Below are 16,917 nucleotides of genomic sequence, written 5' to 3' on the forward strand. Positions count from 1 at the left end.
CTCGGTGCGTGGACCGGCGCGTGCGCGTGGCGATCCGGGTCGGCGGGGTCGTGCAGGGCGTCGGGTTCCGGCCCTTCGTCCACGGCCTGGGCCTGCGGATCGACGTCTCCGGGTTCGTCGGCAACGACGTGCGCGGGGTCTTCGCCGAGGCCGAAGGCGCGCCGGATCGGGTGGCCGCTTTCGTCGCCGCCTTGACCGCCGAGGCGCCGCCGCTGGCCGTTGTCGAGCACGTCGAGACCCGCGAAATTCCCCCGATCGGGGACACCGGGTTCGCGATCCTCGCCAGCGTCGGCCCCGGCGTCGCCGACACGCTCGTCTCGGCCGACTCCGCCACCTGCGACGACTGCCTGCGGGAGCTGCGCGACCCCGCCGATCGGCGTTATGAGTACCCCTTCGTCAACTGCACGAACTGCGGCCCGCGGTTCACCATCGTCACCGGCGTCCCCTACGACCGGCCGCTCACCACCATGGCCGGGTTCGCGATGTGCGCCGGCTGCAAGCAGGAGTACGAGGACCCGGCCGACCGGCGGTTCCACGCCCAGCCCGTCTGCTGCCCCGCCTGCGGGCCCACGCTCAGGTTCGAGCCCGGCGGCGGCGATCCGATCCAGGCGGCCGCCGAAGCGCTGCGAGAAGGGGCCGTAGTCGCGGTGAAAGGCCTTGGCGGCTACCACCTCGCCGTTGGAGCCCGGCATGAAGAAGCGGCGAAGCGCCTTCGGGAGAGGAAACACCGCGAGGACAAGCCCTTCGCCGTCATGGTGGCCGATCTAGCGCAAGCGCGGGAGATCGCTCACGTCGGCGACGAAGCCGCGCGGGTCCTCCAAGGACGGCGGCGGCCCATCGTGCTGCTGCCCGCCAGGGGAACCCTCGCCGAGGCCGTCGCGCCCGGGAACCGGCGGATCGGGCTCATGCTGCCGTACACGCCGCTCCACCACCTGCTGCTGGCCCAGACCGGGCCCATCGTGCTGACCAGCGCCAACGTCTCCGACGAGCCCATCGTCCACCGCGACGAAGACCTCGGCCGGCTCAAGGACATCGCCGACGTGTACCTCACGCACGACCGGCCGATCCACATCCGGACCGATGATTCCGTGGTGCGCATGGTCGGCCGGTATCCGCAGCTGCAACGGCGCTCGCGCGGCTACGCGCCCGAGCCGGTCCGGCTCGAAACGAAGAAACACCTGCTCGGGTGCGGCGCCGAACTCAAGAACACCTTCTGCCTCGCCAAAGGTCACCACGCCTTCGTCTCCCACCACATCGGCGACCTGGAGAACTACGAGACGTTCACGGCGTTCACCGAAGGCATCGAGCACTTCAAGCGCCTCTTCGCCATCGACCCCGTGCTCGTCGCCCACGACCTCCACCCTGAGTACCTGTCCACCAAATACGCCCTGGACCAGGACGTCGACCGGCTGGGCGTGCAGCACCACCACGCCCACATCGCCGCCTGCCTGGCCGACAACGGCGAGGACGGCCCGGTGCTCGGCGTCGCCTTCGACGGCACCGGGTTCGGGCCCGACGGCACCATCTGGGGTGGCGAGTTCCTCCTCGCCGACCTGACGTCCTACCGGCGGCTCACGCACCTGAAACCGGTCGCGATGCCGGGCGGCGCCAGCGCGATCCGGCAGCCGTGGCGGATGGCCGCGTCCTATGTGGACGAACTCGGCCGGCCGGCGCGCGAGGACGTCGTCAAGCTCAAGCGCAGCGGTCTCAACTCACCGCTGACGTCCAGCGCCGGCCGTCTCTTCGACGCCGCCGCCGCGCTGCTCGGCGTCCGCGACAGCATCAACTACGAGGGCCAGGCCGCCATCGAGCTGGAGCAGCTGGCCGACCCCGGCGAAAAAGGGAGCTACCGGGCGCGGATCGACGACGTGGTCCACGGCGAAGACCTCATCGCCGCGCTCCTGGACGACAACGCGCCCAGGAACAAGCGGGCCGCGCGGTTCCACAACGGGGTCGCCGCCGCGATCGTGGACACCTGTGACCGGCTGCGTGACCACAGCACGACCGTCGCGCTGTCCGGCGGCGTGTTCCAGAACGTCCTGCTGCTCGACCGGACCGTCGAAGGCCTCGAAAACCGGGGGTTCCGCGTCCTGACCCACCGGAACATCCCCACCAATGACGGCGGGATCAGCTTCGGCCAGGTCGCCGTAGCCAGTCGTACCACTCGCTGAGCCCATCCCCGCGCGTGGCGCTGACCTGCAGCAACGCCGCTGACGGGTTCACCCGCCGGACGTCCCGCTCGAACTCGGCGACGTCGAAGTCGACGTACGGCAGCAGGTCGACCTTGTTGAGCAGCACCAGGTCCGTCGCGGCGAACATGTGCGGGTACTTCACCGGCTTCCCGGGCCCTTCGGTCACCGACAGGATCACCACCCGCGCCGCCTCGCCGAGGTCGAACAACGCCGGGCAGACCAGGTTGCCGACGTTCTCGATGAACAACGTCGAGCCCGCCGCGGGCGCCAGCGAATGCAGCGCCCGGTGCAGCATCGACGCGTCCAGGTGGCAGCCGGCGCCGGTGTTGATCTGGACGACCGGCGCGCCCGTCGCCTTGATGCGCTCGGCGTCGAGCAACGTCTCCTGGTCGCCCTCGATCACCGCGCACGGCGTGTCCAGGACCCGGATCGTCCGCTCCAGCAACGTCGTCTTGCCCGCGCCCGGCGAACTCATCAGGTTGATCGCGAAGACACCGGCGGAACGCAGGTGCGAGCGGTTGTGCGACGCGAGTTCGTCGTTCTTCGCCAGGATGTCCTGCTCCAGGACCACCGTGTGGGTGTGGTCGGTGATCCGGACTTCCGAGTCCGAGCAGCCGCAGGTGTCACACATGACTGACCTCCACCGAGGTGATCCGCAGTTCCCGGCCCGCCAGCACCGCCGCGTTGGCGCTGCCGCAGGGGCACAGCACGATGAAGTCGTCGAGGCCGAACTCCGCGCCGCAGTCGTGGCAGCGCGCCCGGCCCGGCGGCTCGGCGATGTCCAGCCGCGCGCCTTCCAGGGACGTCCCCGTGCACAGGACGTCGAAGCAGAACCGGACGCTGTCCGGCACCACCCCCGACAACCGCCCGATCTCGAGCCGGACGCACGACACCGCCGCGTCGCCGAGGCGGGCGACGATCGCGTCGACGACCGACTGCGTGATCGCCATCTCGTGCACTAGCAGATCCTCGGCAGCGGGTCCCCGACCAGCAGGTCCACGATCCGGGTGCCGCCGAACGCGGTGTTCAGCAGCACGATCCCGGGCGGGTCGTCCGCGATCCGCCCGATCACCGCGGCCTCGGCGCCGAGCGGGTGCGCGCGCAACGCGGCCAGCGCGTCGGATGCCTGAGCGCCGTCCACGACGACCACGATCCGGCCTTCGCAGGCGACGTACAGCGGGTCGATGCCGAGCAGCTCGGACGCGCCGCGGACCTCGTCGCGGACCGGGACGGCCTTCTCGTCGACGACCACGGCGACCTCCGCGGCCTTCGCGATCTCGTTGAGGATCGTCGCGACGCCGCCGCGGGTCGCGTCGCGCATCGCGCGCACGCCGGGCACCGCGGCCAGCAGCCCGGCCACCAGGTCGTGCACCGGCGCGGTGTCGGACGCGAGGTCGGCGTCGATGTCCAGCTCGCCGCGGGCCAGCATGATCGTGACGCCGTGGTCACCGATCGGCCCGGAAACGAGGACGGCGTCTCCGGGCTTCACGGTGGCCACGCCGAGGCCCGTGCGGGTGAGCACCCCGACCCCGGCCGTGTTGACGTACACGCCGTCGGCTTTGCCGCGCTGGACGACTTTGGTGTCCCCGGTGACGATCCGGACGCCCGCCGCGGCCGCCGCGTCCTTCATCGACTCGACGATCTTCAGCAGGTCCTCGACCGGGAAGCCCTCTTCGAGGATGAACCCCGCGGTCAGGTACAGCGGGCGCGCGCCCGAGACGGCGAGGTCGTTGACCGTGCCGTTCACGGCCAGGTCGCCGATGTTCCCGCCGGGGAAGAACAGCGGCGAGACGACGTAGGAGTCCGTGGTCAACGCGAGCCGGGCGTCGCCGACCACCAGCGACGCCGCGTCCTCCAGGGGTTCCAGCATCGGGTTGCGGAACGCGTCGAGGAAGACGGCCTCGATCAGCGTGTGCGTCGACTTGCCGCCCGCGCCGTGCGAGAGCGTGATGCGCTCTTCGCGCACCTTCGCGCGCCTGCGCCGGGCTCGTTCGATGCGGTCGAGGACCTGCTGCTCGCGTTCGGTGGTCGTCATGCGCGGCTCGCCTCCCGGACGCGCTGCCGGCTGAACCGGCCGAAGTTGTAGTACGCCGCGCAGGCGCCTTCGGGCGAGACCATGCACGTCCCGATCGGCGTCTCCGGGGTGCACGCGGTGCCGAACACCTTGCACTCCCACGGCTTCAGCACGCCCTTGAGGACCTCGCCGCACTGGCACGCCTTCGGGTCGGCGACGCGCAGACCCGGGATCTCGAAGATGCGTTCGGCGTCGAACTTCGCGTACTTCGCGCGGATCGCCATCGCCGAGTGCGTGATGAACCCGAGGCCGCGCCACTCGAAGTAGGGCCGCAGCTCCATGACCTCGTTGATGGCCTTCAACGCGACGATGTTCCCGTTCCAGGGCACGACCCGCGAGTACTGGTTCTCGACCTCGGAGCGTCCCGAAGAGAGCTGCAGCATCAACATGTAGATCGACTGCAGGATGTCCAGGGGCTCGAACCCGGCGACGACCACGGGCTTGCCGTAGTCGCGCGCGATGAACTCGTACGGCCGGCAGCCGATCACCGTCGAGACGTGCCCCGGGCCGATGAAGCCGTCGAGCCGCAGGTCGGGGGAGTCGAGGATGGCCTTGATCGCCGGGATGATGGTGACGTGGTTGCCGAACACCGAGAAGTTCTCGATGCCTTCGGCGGCCGCGCGCAGCAGGGTCATCGCCGTGGACGGCGTGGTCGTCTCGAACCCGATCGCCATGAACACGACTCGCAGGTCCGGGTTCTGCCGCGCGATCTTGAGTGAGTCCAGCGGCGAGTAGACCATCCGGATGTTCGTGCCTTCGGCGTTGGAGTCGAAGAAGTTCCCGCCGGACCCCGGCACGCGCATCATGTCGCCGAACGACGTCATGAGCACGCCCGGCTGCCGGGCGATGTGGATGGCGTCGTCGATGCGGCCCATCGGGATCACGCACACCGGGCAGCCCGGCCCGTGCACCAGCGTGATGCTCTCCGGGAGGTAGTCCTCGAGGCCGTGCTTGTAGATGGTGTGCGTGTGCCCGCCGCAGACCTCCATGAACTTGTAGTGGCGGCCCGGCTCGCACAACGACGTGATCTTCGCGGACAGCGCCCGCGCCTTCTCCGCGTCGCGGAACTCGTCGACGAAACGCATGACGACTCCTATTCGATCCGGGATTCCAAGAGCGCGGCCATTTCGTCCTCGTACGCCTTGCCGATGCTTTCGAGGAAGTCGAGCGCGGCCGCGGCCTCCTGTTCGTCTATTTTGGACAGTGCGAAGCCGACGTGGATGAGGACCCACTCGCCCGGCGCCGGCGGGTCGTCCTCGAGCAGGCCGATGTTGATGGTCCGCTTGACGCCGCTGACCGAGACCTTCGCGAGGTCCGGGCGGTCCTCGCTGATTTCGATGACCTCACCCGGGATGCCTAGGCACATGGGGTCAAACCTCCGTGGTCTGCAGCCGCGGGCTCGTTCCCCAGGCGAGTTCGGTGACGGCGCGCACCGCGGCCGGGATCGCGGCTTCGACCTGGGGCGACAACCCGATCCCTTCGTCGAGGCAGGCGGGTTCGCAGCCGACGAGCAGGACGCGCCCGGCGTCGCCGCCGAGCAACCGGAGCAGCCGGAACACCGCGTCCGGCTGCATGCCGTGCGCGTCGATCGACGCCGTCGCGAGGTCGTCGGTGTCAGCTTCGATGAGCGAGAGCGTCCCCGGCGGGCGGCCGTGCGGGGTGGCGTCGAGCAGGATCGTCGTGTCGTACCCGCCCATCAGGTCGTAGGCGAGGTGCATCCCGGCGATGCCGTAGTCGGCGATCTGCACCCAGGGCGGCAGGTCGGTGCCTGCCAGCTCCTTGATGACCTCCACGCCGAAGCCGTCGTCGCTCAGGAAGATGTTCCCGATGCCGGCGACCAGGACTCGTGGCCTCATTCCGCCACCTCCAGGGGCTCGATCTCGTCAGGGGAGAAGTACCGGTACCGCCCGTGGGCGTGCTGCAGGTCCGCGGCCGGGTCGTCGTCGAGGGTCACCGCCAGGTACGAGACACCGTCCACATCGGACAACACGACCCGCACGGTGGCCGTCTTGCCGACGAGGAACATGTCCTGGGCGTCGGTCCCGCCCAGGTTCGGCCGCAGCCGGACGCGGGACCCTTCGGCGACGCGGACCCCGGCGACGACCACCGAGGGCGGGACCGGCCGGACGGACCGGACCGCGCCGTGCAGCCGTTCGAGCAGCTCGGGTGGCATCGCGTCGACGCGGTCGACGATCGCCGCCGCGCGCGGGTCGGTGGCCCGGGCCTCGCGTTTCTCCTCGTCGGTCAGCGCCATCGTGCGCAGGGTCAGGATTTCGTCGATCTCGGTGCCGTCGAAGAGGTCGCCCGGGCTTTCCGGCGCGATCGCCGGGTCGTCGTAGAGGATGATCGGCGACGCCAGCATGACCGTGCTGCGCGAGGTGTCGCCGATCAGCACCGGCCAGAGCCGTTCCTGCCGGCAGGCTTCGACGGCCGGTTTCGCCCACTCCGGCGGGTCGAGCATGGACAGGAAGTGCCCGGTGTCGACGCCGAGCACCAGGTGGGCGGCGAGCAGCGCGTGGCGCAGGGCGTGCTCGCGGACGCCGTCCGAGGGCCACGACGTCGTGTTGTGCAGGTCGACGCGCAGCCGGGCGCCGCCGAACGGCCCGTCGAGCGGGTCGACGCGGGCGGTGAGGACGCCGGACAGTTCGTCCACGTGGAACGGCTCCTCGGCCGGGAGTTCCGACAGCGGCAGTTCGAAGTCGACCTCGTGCTCGACGCCTTCGTCCCACGCGGTGCCGGGCCGCGTCCGCGCCCCCAGGAACCGCAGCTTGACGCGCAGGATCGTGCGTTCCCGGGGCTCGAGCACGCACTCGACGCGGGCGGAGGAGTGCTCGCCGATCTCCGCCGAGGCGTACGACGGCGGCACCAGCACGCCCCACTGCCAGCGCACCCGGTTCTTCCCCGCCGACGCCCGGTACGGGTAGAGCAGGTAGCCCTCGTAGAGCACGGCGTCGCCGACCGCGCGGGCCTGGTCGAGGGCGTTCACGGCCCACCCGCCAGCAGCCGCTCGACCGCCGCTTCCCAGGTCGGGATCGCGTGCCGCGCCTTGTACTTGAGCAGCGCGTCCACCGATTCCCGCGGCAGCTTGATCCACGCGACGTCCGGGAAGTAGCGGGCCATCAGCTCGTCCCAGACCGCCACCGGCATCCGGCACTCGGCCTGCGTGTGCCACGGCACCTGCTCGACCCAGAACCCCGGGCCGCCCTTGCCGAACACCGTCCCGCTGAACAGCAGCACCATCGGCACGACACCCTCGGCCAGCGCGTGGAAGTACTTGCCCGCCGCGACTTCGAGGTCGTAGGTGCACGGCACCTCGGCGTCGACCTCGGTGGCGCCGGAGAACCCCGGCACGGTCACCGCCACCGTCGTGAACTGGAACGGCTTGAGCGTCTCGCCCCACCGGGCGCGCTCGCCGAAGAGGTGGGTGAGCAGCTCCGACTCGTCGTCGCGGTACCGGCGCCGCTGCGGCTCGATGCGGATCTGGACGCGCAGCACCATCGCGTGCACGGGCTGCCCGGTCAGCTCGGAGATCCGCAGCCGGAACGCGAGCGTCGGGGACGCGGCGTACTTCAGCGGCCGGACGTCGATGCAGTCGAAGGTCAGCTCAGCCATCGCCGCGCTCCCGCAACCGGGCGAAGAACCCGTCGATGGCCTCGTGGGCTTCGGTGCCGCCGTCGAAGCCGCGCCAGGTCGACCGGACGAGCCCGACCAGCTCGTAGCAGACGTCGATCGGTACCAGGAACGCCTCGAAGCCGGCGTCGAGCTGGTTCACCAGGAGTGCTTCGACGTCGTCGGTGACGTCGGCGAGCAGGTCGTCGCCCGTGCCCAGCGGGAGCAGGGACTCCGTCGCACCCGCGGGGCTCGGGTAGAACGCGACGACGCGGTCCTGCACCGAGTTCCGGAACAGGAACGCCGTCCGGACCGGGATCCCGGCGGACTCCCACAGCGCGGCGCCCGGCTCGAAGCGCGGGAAGTGCCGGACGCGGTCCGGCACCGCCCGGTGCCGCTTCCCACCCGCGCCGGCGTGGGTGAAGAGCAGGTAACAGCCCCGGCAGGTGCACAGGATCGTCCGGGACTCGAGGTCGATGACGTGCCCGTGCTCCGCGCCGATCGGCTCCGCGCACATCTCGCACCGCTCGCCGGGTGCGGCGCGCGGCGCGGGCGTGCGGAACCTGCGCAGGCCGCCCGTCATGGGACCTCCACGGGACACGGGACCAGCGGGAGCAGCGGGCGGCCGCCTGGACCGGCGTCTTCGACCACGCCCTCGACGACGACGTCCGAGATCTCCGGCGCCGCCTCCCGCACCACCCGCTCGATCGCGTACTTCGCGGTGACCGTCGAGGACGGGCAGCCGTCGCAGGTGCCCTGGAGCCGGAGCCGCAGGACACCGTCGTCGATGCCGACGAACTCGACGTCGCCGGCGTGCGAACCGAGGTACGGCCGGACCTTGTCGAGCGCCTCGGTGACGCGCTCGTGCGTCGACCGCGGGTGCAGGTCGTGCAGCACGAGCAGGCCGCGGATGTGGTCGTCCTCGGCGAGGCGTTCCAGCAACGGCCGGTCGACGGCTTCGACGATCCGGGTCAGGCCGGCGCCGTAGAACTCGAGCAGCGTGTGGACGAGCTCCTCGGCGAGCTCGGCGTCCGCGCCGGAGAACTCGCCCAGCAGCCGCTCGATGCGCTCGCCGACCCGGTCGACCTCCGTCATCCCAGCTCCCCGCCGAACGCGTGCGGGGTGTGCAGGCGCTCCAGGACCTTCCCGGACCCGGTGTACATGTGGACGCCGCAGGGCAGGCACGGGTCGAAGCTGCGGACCGCGCGCATGATGTCGATGCCCTTGAAGTTCTCCTGGCTGTTCTCCTCGAAGATCGGCGTGTTCTGCACGGCGTCCTCGTACGGCCCCGGCGTGCCGAAGCTGTCGCGGACGCTGCCGTTCCACGGCGTCGGCGGGTACGGGTGGTAGTTCGCGATCTTGCCGCCCCTGATCACCATGTGGTGCGAGAGCACGCCGCGGACCGCTTCGGTGAAGCCGCAGCTCACGCCTTCGTCCGGGACCTTGAACGGCTCCCACGTCTTGGTGTTGCCCTTGCGGACCTCACCGAGTGCCTGGTCGGCGAAGTGCAGCGCCAGCGCGGCCGAGTACGCCTGGAAGTACGTCCGCGCGCGGTTGCGTTCGAGCGCATTGCTCCACTGTGGAATCTTCCACTCGAACTCGACCTCGGGCTTGGTCGCCGTGCGCGGCAGCGTGATCTTGACGCTGTGGCCGGTCGACTTCAGGTACGGCGTGTCGACGAGCCCGGCCAGCGCGGTCACCCACAGCCGGGCGATCGGGCCGCCGCCGGTGTCGAGGGCGAGGTGGTCCTTGCCGTCGAACCAGCGCGGCGACATCGTCCACGAGTACTTGCTGTCGAAGTCGCGCTTGGCCGGGCGCGGGATGGTGTGCTGGTTCCACGGGTGGCGCTGGTCGACCGGGTTGCCCAGCGGGTCCTGCGTGACGAACATCGGCTGGTCGGCCCAGTCTTCGTAGAACGAGCTGCCGAGCAGGATCCGGATGCCGAGGTTGATGTCGAGCAGGCTGGTCGTGACGAGCTTGCCGTCGACGACCACGCCGGGTGTCACGAACATCTTGCGGCCCCAGGCCTCCATGTTCTCGTAGGTGAAGTCGCAGTGCTCGGGGTCGTTGAGGCTGCCCCAGCAGCCGAGCAGGATCCGCCGGCGCCCGACCTCTTCGTAGCCGGGGATGGCCTCGTAGAAGAAGTCGAAGAGGTCGTCGTGCATCGGCAGGCAGCGCTTCATGAACTCGACGTAGCGCATCAGCCGGGTCAGGTAGTCGGTGAAGAGCTGCACGGTGGCGACCGTGCCGACGCCGCCGGGGTACAAAGTGGACGGATGGACGTGCCGGCCTTCCATCAGGCAGAACATCTCGCGCGTACTGCGGGAAACCTGCAGGGCCTCGCGGTAGAACTCGCCCTCCAGCGGGTTCAGCGAGCGCATGATGTCGCCGATGGTGCGGTAGCCGTGGTCGCCCGCGTGCGGCGCCTCGGTGCGGTTCGCCAGCTCGAGGACGCCGGGGTTGGTCTCGGCGACCATCTTCTCGCAGTAGTCGACCCCGACCAGGTTCTCCTGGAAGATGTTGTGGTCGAACATGTACTCGGCGGCCTCGCCGAGGTTGATGATCCACTCGCCGAGGTGCGGCGGGCGGACGCCGTAGGCCATGTTCTGGTTGTAGACCGAGCACGTCGCGTGGTTGTCACCGCAGATCCCGCAGATCCGGCTGGTGATGAAGTGCGCGTCGCGCGGGTCCTTGCCCTTCATGAAGATGCTGTAGCCGCGGAAGACCGACGACGTGCTGTGGCACTCCACGACCTTCTTCTGCGCCCAGTCGATCTTCGTGTAGATCCCGAGGCTGCCGACGATCCGGGTGATCGGGTCCCACGCCATCTCGACGAGGTCGGTCTTTTCCTTCATCTCGGTCATGACCGCGCCCCCGCCTGGTAGCCGGTGTCGAGCTTGCTGCCCTTGTGCCGCCACTTCGGTTCCTTGTCGGCCTTGCGTTCGGTGATCTTCCGCAGCCGGCGGATCACCGAGCCGTACGCGCCGCTGGCCAGCGACGACACCTGCGCGCCCGGCGGCTCGTCCATGAACGGCATGAACTTGTCCGGGAAGCCCGGCATGGTGCAGCCGATGCAGATCCCGCCGACGTTCGGGCAGCCGCCGACGCCGTTGATCCAGCCGCGCTTGGGCACGTTGCACTTCACGACCGGCCCCCAGCAGCCCAGCTTGACCAGGCACTTCGGGGAGCCGTACTCGTCGGCGAACTGGCCTTGCTCGTAGTAGCCGCCGCGGTCGCAGCCTTCGTGGACGGTCGCGCCGAAGAGCCACTGCGGCCGCAGGTGGTCGTCGAGCGGGATCATCGGCGCCTGCCCGGCGGCCTGGTAGAGCAGGTAGGTGATGGTCTCGGACAGGTTGTCCGGGTGGGTCGGGCAGCCGGGCACGCAGACGATCGGGATGCCGGCGCCGGACTTCCAGTCCCAGCCCAGGTAGTCCGGCACGCCCATGGCGCCGGTCGGGTTGCCCTCCATCGCGTGGATGCCGCCGTAGGTGGCACACGTCCCGACCGCCATGACCGCCAATGCCTTGGGCGTCAAGCGGTCCAGCCACTCGCTGGTCGTCATCGGCTGGCCGGTCTCGGGGTTGTTCCCGAACCCGCACCAGTAACCCTCTTCCTTGATCGCCTCGTTCGGGATCGAGCCCTCGACGACCAGCACGAACGGCTCCAGCTCGCCGCGGTCGGCCTTGTAGAACCACTCGATGAACGTGTCGGCCCCCTTGTCGGGGCCGCATTCGAAGTCGATCAGCGGCCAGTGGACCGCGATCTTGGGCAGGCCGGGCAGCGCCCCGAGGACGATTTCCTCGATGCTCGGCTGGGTGGCGGCCGTGAGCGCGACGGAGTCGCCGTCGCAGGACAGGCCGGCGTTGATCCAGAGGATGTGGATGGGCTGCTCTTCGGTCTCTTCAGCGTGCGTCACGGCTGATCACCCTTGGCGAGGTCGTCGAGCGCGCCGAGGGTCAGCTCCCACAGCGCGTGGTAGAGGGTCGTCTGGGCTTCCTGGATGCGGTGCACGGACGGGGACGGGACGACGAAGAGGTGGTCGATGCTGTCGAGCTCGGCCATCTTCCCGCCGTTGTAGCCGGCGATGCCGACGGTCACCAGGCCGCGCCGGGCGGCTTCGTCGAAGGCGCGCAGCAGGTTCGCGGAGTTCCCGCTGGTGGACAGGCCCACCGCGATGTCGCCGGGCCGCCCGAACGCGCCGATCTGCCGGGCGAACACGACGTCGAACCCGATGTCGTTGGACAGGGCGGTCACCACCGCGATGTCGTTCGTCAACCCGAAGGCGGGCAACGGTTCCGCGTCGCCCGCCGGGCTGAGGAACAGGCTGGCGAGGTCCTGGGCGTCGGTCGAGCTGCCGCCGTTGCCGAAGGCGAGCAACCGGCCGCCACCGCGGAACGCGCGCGCCAGGTCCTGCGCGCACGCGAACAGGCGGTCGCGGTCGGCCGCGAGGACGTCGGCGCGCAGGGCGACGATCTCGCGCACCTTGTCCACAGTGGACTGCTCGACCTGGCGGAGGACGGCGTCGAGGTCGCTTTCACCCGAGTACAGGAACGGGTACAGCGCTTCGAGGCCGTCGGTGACGGGGCGTTCCCGCGTCATTGCGGTTCTCCCGCGGCTAGGAGTTCTCCAAGCGTGCGATGGCTTCTCCGGCGTGCACCAGGATCCGGTCGCCGACGCCGGCCTCGACCAGCGCGACACTGACCTCTTCCCGGGTGGATCCGGTGTCCACGACAGCGAGCTCGTCTTCGAGGAGCTCGACCACGGTCACCTCGACCGCGGTGTCGGAGCAGGTGATGCACACCCCGTCGTGGCAGACGGGGCCGGCTGGTCTGTCGGCGCCATCGGCGTTCACGACGCCACCTCCGGGGTCAGCACGCCGGGTTGCTCGAAGAAGACGTGCACCAGCTCCCACAGCACGTGGTAGGTGGTCACGTGGACCTCCTTGACGACCCGCGGGTCGCTCGACCGGGCGACCAGGACGTGGTCGAGGCCGGGCGTCCGCGCGAGCGCGCCGCCGTCGCCGCCGGTCAGCGCGACGGTGAGCATGCCGAGGTCGCGGGCGGTCTCGAGGGCGCGGCGGACGTTCGCGCACTCGCCGTCGGTGGAGATGCCGAGCGCGATGTCGGCCGGCTCGCCGATGATCCGCAGCTGGTGGGCGAAGACGTCCTCGAGGCCCACGCGGTTGGCGACGCCGGTGACCGTCGCGACGTCGGCGGTCAGCGAGAGCGCGGGCAGCGCGCGCTTGCCGACGATCACCGGGTGGACGAACTCGACCGCCACGTGCTGGGCGTCGGTGCTGGGGCCGCCGTTGCCGAACACCACGAGCTTGCCGCCGCGGTGGAAGCGCCGGGCCATGCCGTGGCACGCCTCGGCCACCGTCCCGGCGTCGTCGGCCAGGGCGAGCACCGGGGCCTCGCGGCGCTCGAAGAGCGCGTCGACGGAGGCCGGCTGATTCGGTGACCACGGCATCGCGGCACTTCCTCGCTCAGTGGAGTGAGCCGCACACCAGGTTAGAACTGTGAGTTGGATCACACAATAGATCGAACGGTCAGAAGTGGTGCTCCCGGTCGTCTTGGAACTGCTCCGCACGGGCGAGCCACTGCTCCGCCTCATGGGCGGCACCGCGCGACCGCAGCATCCGGGCCAGGCTGAGCATGCCCTGGACGTCGCCGGTGTCGGCGGCCCGGCGGAACCACCGCTCGGCCTCGCCGAAGTCCTCCCGGTGCTCGGCGAGGTGCCCGAGGTTGGTGAGCGCGGGGACGCTGCCGTGCTCGGCGGCCTTGCGGTACCAGGCCGCCGCCTCGCCCTCGTCGCCGCGGTTGCGGGCCAGCACGCCGAGGTTGGTCATCGCGGCCGGGTCGCCGCGCTCGGCCGCGTCGAGGTACCAGTTCTCGGCTTCTTCGAGGTCGCCGCGGCGGTGCAGCAGCAGCCCGAGCCGGACGACCGCCTCGACGTGCCCGCCGGTCGCACCCTGGCGGTACCAGTTCTCGGCGTCGGCGGGCCGGCCGAGCCGTTCGGCCTGCCGGCCCAGCTGGCAGGTGGCGGCGAGGTCGCCGGCCTGCACGGCCGAGCGCCACCAGCGGGAGGCTTCGGCGGCCTGGCCGCGGTCGCGCAGCACGACCCCGAGGTCGATCATCGCGCTCGTGATCCCGGCGTCGGCGGCCTGCCTCAGCCACGTCTCGGCCTCGTCGGTCCGCCCCTGCTCACGCAGCATGTGCCCGAGCGCGGCGATCGAGGGCAGGTCGCCGGTGCGGGCGGCTTCGCTGTACCAGTGCTGGGCGTCTTCGCGCTTGCCGCGCCGCTCGTAGGAGCGGGCGAGGTTCAGCATCCCGTGCGGCTCGCCGGCCAGGGCGGCCTCGTGGTACCAGCGCTCGGCTTCTTCCTGCGCCCCGCGTTCGGCGAGCAGGTGTGCCAGCGACGTCATCGAGACGCGGTCGCCGCCCATCGCCGCCTTGCGGAACCACGACTCGGCCTCGGCGAGGTTCCCCTGCTCGCGCATGGCGGAGCCCATCCTCGCCATGGCGATGACGTTGCCGCCTTCCGCGGCTTTGCGCTGGAAGAACTCGTCGAACTTCTTGAGCCGGCCGGGCATCGGCTGCTCCCTCCGGATGGGTCCTGCTCCGGTAGTCGCAGATGATCGGCTCGGTGTGACACCCCTGCCGTGGGTGGGCGAGGTCACATTCGCGCCAGGTCGTCGTGTCGGCGCGGTTTTCCCAGGCCGGCAGGGGTGAGACTACGCCGCGCTCAGGTGAATTCGAGAGGAGAAATTCGTGGCGGCCCGCGGCTTTCGGCTCAGCGTGACCCAACGATCTCTGCTGGTAGTCGCGATCCTCGCGATCGCCTTCTTCGGGTACTGGGCGACGAGAAGCTCCGGCGCGACCCCGGCGGCACCGTCGACGTCATCGGCACCGGTTCCGGCCACCGCGGCCGACGCGCAGAAGCAGCTCGGCGAGCTGACGATCGCCGCGCGGACGTCCATGGACGGCTACTCGCGTGAGAAGTTCCCGCACTGGGACAGCCAAGGGTCAGGTTGTGACACCCGCGAAGTCGTCCTCAAGCGGGCCGGCAAGGACGTCAAGACCGACAAGGACTGCAAGGCGACGTCCGGGACGTGGACGAGCGTCTACGACGACGAGACGTGGACCAAGGCGACCGACCTCGACATCGACCACATGGTCCCGCTCGGGCAGGCGTGGGCCAGCGGCGCGAAGACGTGGACGACCGAGAAGCGCGAGCAGTTCGCCAACGACCTGACCCGGCCGCAGCTGTTCGCCGTCACCGACAACCTCAACCAGCAGAAGAGCGACAAGGCGCCGGACCAGTGGAAGCCGCCGCTCGTGGCGTTCTGGTGCACCTACGCGACCGACTGGATCGTCGTGAAGCACTACTACGGCCTGACGATCACCGAAGGCGAGAAAACCGCCTTGACGGACATGCTGCGCCGCTGCTGAGCTGGCCGGCATGACGACCTTCGCGCTGATCCACGGGGGCGGCGGCAGCGGGTGGGACTTCCACCTGCTCGGCCCGGAGCTGGAGGCGCGCGGCCACCGCTTCGTCGCGCCGGACCTGCCGATCACGGACCCTGCGGCGGGGCTGTCTTCGTTCGTGGACACCGTCTTGGCGGCGCTGGGTGACGCTTCGGACGTCGCCGTCGTCGGGCATTCCTACGGCGGGTTCACGGCCTCGCTGGTCGCGGCCAAGGTGCGGGCGCGGCTGCTGGTCTACCTGGCCGGGATGATCCCGGCGCCGGGGGAGCCGCCCGGGCAGTGGTGGGGCAACACGGGCTTTTCGTCGCCCGAGGGCTTGAGCGAGACCGAGCAGTTCTTCAACGGCGTCTCGCCGGAGCTGGCCGCGGAGTGCCAGGCGCACGGGCGCGACCAGGTGAGCAAGGAGTGGGACGAGCCGTGGCCGTTGCCGGCGCACCCGGACGTCCCGACGCGGGTGCTGCTGTGCCGGGACGACCGGTTCTTCACGCCGGACTTCCAGCGGCGGGTGGCCCGGGAACGCCTGGGCTTGACGCCGGACGAAGTCGACGGGCCGCACTGCGCCCCGCTGAGCCACCCCGCGCAGATCGCCGACCGCTTGGTCGGCTACCTCTAGCCTGCGCCGTTCGGGGGAGCGTCAAACCTTAAAGGTCTAGACCTATTGACTGGGTGGTCCAGGCCACTTAACGTCGGTTGCGCGGCGAACCCGCACCTCCCCACCTGCGTCACCTCCACCCCGGTCCCCACCATGGAGGTCTCCTCGTCATGCGCTTCGCCAGGGTCCTCGCGCTGGCGGCCTTCGCCGCCGGCAGCCTGCTCGTCGCTCCCGCCGCTTCCGCGGCCACTTTGCCCGCCTGCCAGCACTTCTACACCGGCACCATCCCGGATCGCCCGGTCACCGGCGGCCACGGCCCCGGCACGCTCGTCGGCGCCGTCGACGTCACCAACCGCCTGCCCGCGCCCGGCTCGGTCAGCGGCGGCCTCGGCGCGGACGGCAAGGTCACCTTCACCTTCGCCCGCGTCTCCGGCGCGAAGGCCTACCGCGCGTTCCGCAACGGCCAGGCCCTGCAGTGGATCAGCGACTGGGGCCAGCCGACGCTCACCGTCACCGACGCGAGCCCGTGCCAGAACGCGAACTACCAGCTCTACGCGATGACGGCGGAGGACAACTCGCCCGGCTCGCTCGGCCAGATCTCCACCGCGTACCGCCTCGACGGCACCAGCCGGCTCGCCGCCTACCGCATCCCGGCCGGCACCACGCTGAACTACCGCGTCACGTCCTACAACGACGTCGCCCAGACCGCGCTGGGCTACAACGCCGGGCCGGGCTTCTGCGCGGTCGACGCCCGGATCATCCCGTGGGGCACGAGGTTCTCCGTCCCGGGCTACGGCGAGTGCTACGCGGCGGACATCGGCAGCTGGATCAAGGACGACATCGTCGACGTCTGGCTGCCCGGCTCACAGGCCGACGCCTGGGGCATCCAGCGGCTCACGCTGACGGTGCGCTGAGCTCCCCGACGGCCGGAAGGCCGGGCCTCCTTGCCGACGTCCCCAACGC

Annotated in this window: 20 protein-coding genes; 4 read left to right on the top strand and 16 right to left on the bottom strand. The window is 70.3% G+C overall.

Annotated elements, in window-relative coordinates:
* Nucleotides 1-20 precede the first annotated feature (20 nt).
* Nucleotides 21-2,171: a carbamoyltransferase HypF gene (gene hypF / locus ACERZO_RS28530; RefSeq protein WP_372667911.1), complete on the top strand. Its 2,151-nt coding sequence runs from the start codon at nt 21-23 to the stop codon at nt 2,169-2,171.
* Here hypF and hypB read toward each other — a convergent pair.
* From hypB to ACERZO_RS28610, 16 genes are all read right to left on the bottom strand, one after another.
* A complete protein-coding gene (hypB, locus tag ACERZO_RS28535) occupies nt 2,128-2,823 on the bottom strand; it encodes a hydrogenase nickel incorporation protein HypB (RefSeq protein ID WP_372667828.1) in 696 nt (231 codons plus the stop codon). The two genes, hypF and hypB, sit on opposite strands and share 44 nt — an antisense overlap.
* Complete coding sequence (locus ACERZO_RS28540; RefSeq protein WP_372667829.1) at nt 2,816-3,151, bottom strand: hydrogenase maturation nickel metallochaperone HypA/HybF; 336 nt, start codon at nt 3,149-3,151, stop codon at nt 2,816-2,818. Before ACERZO_RS28540 ends, hypB begins: the two co-directional genes overlap by 8 nt.
* Nucleotides 3,151-4,227 (bottom strand): hydrogenase expression/formation protein HypE, encoded by a 1,077-nt coding sequence (gene hypE, locus ACERZO_RS28545; protein WP_372667830.1) that lies wholly within the window; start codon nt 4,225-4,227, stop codon nt 3,151-3,153. Before hypE ends, ACERZO_RS28540 begins: the two co-directional genes overlap by 1 nt.
* On the bottom strand, nt 4,224-5,351 hold the full coding sequence (hypD, locus tag ACERZO_RS28550; RefSeq protein WP_086684747.1) for a hydrogenase formation protein HypD: 1,128 nt from the start codon (nt 5,349-5,351) through the stop codon (nt 4,224-4,226). Before hypD ends, hypE begins: the two co-directional genes overlap by 4 nt.
* 8 nt (nt 5,352-5,359) lie before the next feature.
* Nucleotides 5,360-5,632, bottom strand: coding sequence for a HypC/HybG/HupF family hydrogenase formation chaperone (locus tag ACERZO_RS28555; protein WP_372667831.1), 273 nt, complete (start codon nt 5,630-5,632; stop codon nt 5,360-5,362).
* A gap of 4 nt (nt 5,633-5,636) precedes the next feature.
* A complete protein-coding gene (locus ACERZO_RS28560; RefSeq protein ID WP_372667832.1) occupies nt 5,637-6,122 on the bottom strand; it encodes a hydrogenase maturation protease in 486 nt (161 codons plus the stop codon).
* Nucleotides 6,119-7,252 (bottom strand): hypothetical protein, encoded by a 1,134-nt coding sequence (locus ACERZO_RS28565; protein WP_372667833.1) that lies wholly within the window; start codon nt 7,250-7,252, stop codon nt 6,119-6,121. Before ACERZO_RS28565 ends, ACERZO_RS28560 begins: the two co-directional genes overlap by 4 nt.
* Nucleotides 7,249-7,878, bottom strand: coding sequence for a DUF6084 family protein (locus ACERZO_RS28570; protein ID WP_372667834.1), 630 nt, complete (start codon nt 7,876-7,878; stop codon nt 7,249-7,251). The genes ACERZO_RS28565 and ACERZO_RS28570 overlap by 4 nt, the downstream gene beginning before the upstream one ends.
* Nucleotides 7,871-8,458: a DUF5947 family protein gene (locus ACERZO_RS28575; RefSeq protein WP_372667835.1), complete on the bottom strand. Its 588-nt coding sequence runs from the start codon at nt 8,456-8,458 to the stop codon at nt 7,871-7,873. The genes ACERZO_RS28570 and ACERZO_RS28575 overlap by 8 nt, the downstream gene beginning before the upstream one ends.
* Nucleotides 8,455-8,970: a NifU family protein gene (locus tag ACERZO_RS28580; RefSeq protein WP_372667836.1), complete on the bottom strand. Its 516-nt coding sequence runs from the start codon at nt 8,968-8,970 to the stop codon at nt 8,455-8,457. Before ACERZO_RS28580 ends, ACERZO_RS28575 begins: the two co-directional genes overlap by 4 nt.
* Entirely contained in the window at nt 8,967-10,739 is a 1,773-nt protein-coding gene (locus ACERZO_RS28585) for a nickel-dependent hydrogenase large subunit (RefSeq protein ID WP_372667837.1), read from the bottom strand. Before ACERZO_RS28585 ends, ACERZO_RS28580 begins: the two co-directional genes overlap by 4 nt.
* On the bottom strand, nt 10,736-11,791 hold the full coding sequence (locus ACERZO_RS28590; protein ID WP_372667838.1) for a hydrogenase expression protein HypE: 1,056 nt from the start codon (nt 11,789-11,791) through the stop codon (nt 10,736-10,738). The genes ACERZO_RS28585 and ACERZO_RS28590 overlap by 4 nt, the downstream gene beginning before the upstream one ends.
* Nucleotides 11,788-12,474 (bottom strand): D-sedoheptulose-7-phosphate isomerase, encoded by a 687-nt coding sequence (locus ACERZO_RS28595; protein WP_372667839.1) that lies wholly within the window; start codon nt 12,472-12,474, stop codon nt 11,788-11,790. Before ACERZO_RS28595 ends, ACERZO_RS28590 begins: the two co-directional genes overlap by 4 nt.
* 16 nt (nt 12,475-12,490) lie before the next feature.
* Nucleotides 12,491-12,676 (bottom strand): HypC/HybG/HupF family hydrogenase formation chaperone, encoded by a 186-nt coding sequence (locus tag ACERZO_RS28600; RefSeq protein ID WP_013225649.1) that lies wholly within the window; start codon nt 12,674-12,676, stop codon nt 12,491-12,493.
* Between the two features lie 47 nt (nt 12,677-12,723).
* Nucleotides 12,724-13,344 (bottom strand): D-sedoheptulose-7-phosphate isomerase, encoded by a 621-nt coding sequence (locus ACERZO_RS28605; RefSeq protein WP_372667840.1) that lies wholly within the window; start codon nt 13,342-13,344, stop codon nt 12,724-12,726.
* A 79-nt stretch (nt 13,345-13,423) separates the two neighbouring features.
* On the bottom strand, nt 13,424-14,467 hold the full coding sequence (locus ACERZO_RS28610; protein ID WP_372667841.1) for an SEL1-like repeat protein: 1,044 nt from the start codon (nt 14,465-14,467) through the stop codon (nt 13,424-13,426).
* Nucleotides 14,468-14,645: 178 nt separating this feature from the next.
* On the opposite strand from ACERZO_RS28610, the gene ACERZO_RS28615 reads away from it, so the two are divergent.
* The 3 genes from ACERZO_RS28615 to ACERZO_RS28625 all read left to right on the top strand — a co-directional run bounded on the left by ACERZO_RS28615 (nt 14,646) and on the right by ACERZO_RS28625 (nt 16,868).
* A complete protein-coding gene (locus tag ACERZO_RS28615) occupies nt 14,646-15,326 on the top strand; it encodes an HNH endonuclease family protein (protein WP_372667842.1) in 681 nt (226 codons plus the stop codon).
* Nucleotides 15,327-15,336: 10 nt separating this feature from the next.
* Complete coding sequence (locus ACERZO_RS28620) at nt 15,337-15,975, top strand: alpha/beta fold hydrolase (protein ID WP_372667843.1); 639 nt, start codon at nt 15,337-15,339, stop codon at nt 15,973-15,975.
* A 149-nt stretch (nt 15,976-16,124) separates the two neighbouring features.
* Nucleotides 16,125-16,868 carry a 3D domain-containing protein gene (locus tag ACERZO_RS28625; protein ID WP_372667844.1) on the top strand — a complete coding sequence of 248 codons (744 nt, stop codon included), beginning with the start codon at nt 16,125-16,127 and terminating at the stop codon, nt 16,866-16,868.
* The last annotated feature ends 49 nt before the right edge of the window (nt 16,869-16,917 follow it).

Origin of the sequence: Amycolatopsis kentuckyensis (assembly GCF_041679295.1) — a bacterium.
Taxonomy (GTDB): Bacteria; Actinomycetota; Actinomycetes; order Mycobacteriales; family Pseudonocardiaceae; genus Amycolatopsis; species Amycolatopsis kentuckyensis_A.